This is a genomic window from Psychrobacter piechaudii (genome assembly GCF_900162825.1).
Lineage (GTDB): Bacteria > Pseudomonadota > Gammaproteobacteria > Pseudomonadales > Moraxellaceae > Psychrobacter > Psychrobacter piechaudii.
The window spans coordinates 1-2,317 of sequence record NZ_FUGE01000293.1 but is presented as its reverse complement, the minus strand read 5'-3'; the positions used below and the strand labels follow the sequence as shown (position 1 = coordinate 2,317).

Here is a 2,317-nt window from a genome sequence, read left to right as displayed (position 1 = left end):
GTATGGAAAATATGAATAAACCTAAAGTTATCTCTCAAGTCGTAGACAATGATCTTTGTATAGGCTGTGGACTATGTACATATGCCTGTGATTCTAATGCGCTCTCTATGGATTGGAATAATGAGGGTTTTTTAGTACCTACTTTATCATCTCACTGTGATGATGATGCTACTTGTATCTCTGTCTGCCCCTTCAATCCTAATCCTGAAAAAGTAGTGAAGGATGAAGCTTCTATAGCAAATATTTTTTTAAACCAAGATACATCTATCGACCCCAAGCTAGGAAGAGTAATAAATACTTACGCGGGTTACTCAAAAAAGTATAGGAATACTTCATCTTCTGGAGGTATAGCTACCTATGTATTTGATAAATTACTAAACCAAAATATTGTTGATCATATTTTCTGTGTGAGTGAGGGCCAAGATGCACATTATGATTATACTGTGATAAGTAGCCCTAAAGACCTCACTTCATCATCTAAAACTAAATATTATCCTGTAACCTTAGCTTCTGTATTAGATGAGTTGAATCATCTAGATGGTAAAGTGGCAATTGTAGGTGTAGCTTGTTTTGTAAAAGCAATACGTTTAGCACAATATCACGACCCTTCTCTCAAAGAAAAAATACCATTCATCATTGGAATTATATGTGGTGGTGTAAAGAGTAAGTTTTATACAGAATATCTAGCATCTAAAGTTGGGTCTGAATCAAACCATATTAAACATCCAGAGTATAGAATTAAAGATCCAGATAGCGTGGCTCTAGACTATTCATTTGGGTGTGTAGACTTAAACGATCGCCATCATAAAAGAATTAAAATGCGTGAAGTAGGCGATATGTGGGGTACAGGACTATTTAAGGCTAATGCATGTGATTTTTGTGAAGATGTTGCAACTGAGTTAGCAGATATTTCTTTAGGAGACGCCTGGATAGAACCCTATAAAAACGATGGAAAAGGGACTAGTATTGTAATAACCAGATCTCCCTTAGCCGAACAGCTTATCAATAATGGCAGAACAAATAATGAATTAAATATTGAAGAGCTTGAAATAGATAAAGTAATTGCCTCACAACAAGGCAGCTTCAACCATCGGCAAGATGGTCTCTATGTACGACTTGAGGAAGCCAAGAAAAAAGGGTTACCCTTAGCAAAAAAAAGACATGGTAAAAAACCTGTTTCTTTAGATATTTATGTAGTGCAAAAACTAAGAAGACTTACTAGAAAAAGAAGCTTAGAGATATGGCAACATGTAGACTCTGCTGTAGATTTTGATAACAAAATGGAGAAAACTTTATCTCGCTTAAGGCTTGCTACAAAGGTCACACACTATAAGCGCGCTATACTAAGAAGAGTGAAAGGATTAGTCAAATGAAAATAGCCATAATGACTCAGCCTCTAGGCCATAATTACGGAGGCATACTACAAAACTATGCTTTAACACGAGTACTAGAGCAGAAAGGCGCTAATATTACCACTATTAACAGAGTTCGAGCCAGTCGACCAAAGCATCTAAAAGCCTTGTCTTTTGTAAAAAACCAAACCTATAACAGAGTTAAAGGCTACTATTACTATGCTGCCTCTGCTAATGATTTAAAGTTTATCTATGCTGAAAACTATAACTTTATCGATAATTACCTTAATCTGTCCCAAAAAATAGACAACTCGAAGGAGTTAAAAGCCTACTTCTTAGATGAAGACTTTGATGCTGTTATTGTTGGTAGCGACCAAACATGGAGACCCAAATACTCTCCTTGTATTACTAACTACTTCCTTGACTTCTTATCTGATAATAGTCAAATACAAAAGTTTGCTTATGCTTCATCCTTTGGTACTAGCGAATGGGAGTTTGATGAAAAGCAAACAAAACAATGTAAAGAGCTGATTGCAAAGTTTGATGCTATCTCTGTTAGGGAGAGTGCAGGCATTCAGCTTTGCCGTAAGTACCTTGGTACAGAAGCACAATTAGTACTAGATCCTACCTTACTACTAGGAAAACAGGATTATATTGATCTAATTAAAAATAAGTTAGGCTCGCTTGAGTCCCCTACTCAAGGAGTTTTCAACTACATATTAGATGATAACGAAGCTAAAGTAGAGGTTGTTAACCAAGTGGCTAACTATTTGGATACAAACTCGTTTAGAAAACAACCTAACAAGAAACTACCTGTAACGAATAAGAAATACTTATTAGATTGTAAGTATCCAGCTATAGAAGATTGGTTAAATTCTTTTTATATAGCAGACTTCGTAATTACTGACTCCTTTCATGGGACAGTGTTATCTATTATTTTTGAGAAGCCTTTCATAACAATAGTG

Annotated in this window: 2 protein-coding genes; both read left to right on the top strand. The window is 35.5% G+C overall.

Annotated elements, in window-relative coordinates; all coding sequences use genetic code 11:
* On the top strand, positions 1-1,373 hold a 1,373-nt coding region (locus tag A1019T_RS13070), incomplete at its 5' end, for a Coenzyme F420 hydrogenase/dehydrogenase, beta subunit C-terminal domain (RefSeq protein ID WP_208608083.1).
* On the top strand, positions 1,370-2,317 hold a 948-nt coding region (locus A1019T_RS13065; protein ID WP_077452163.1), incomplete at its 3' end, for a polysaccharide pyruvyl transferase family protein. The genes A1019T_RS13070 and A1019T_RS13065, both read left to right, overlap by 4 nt.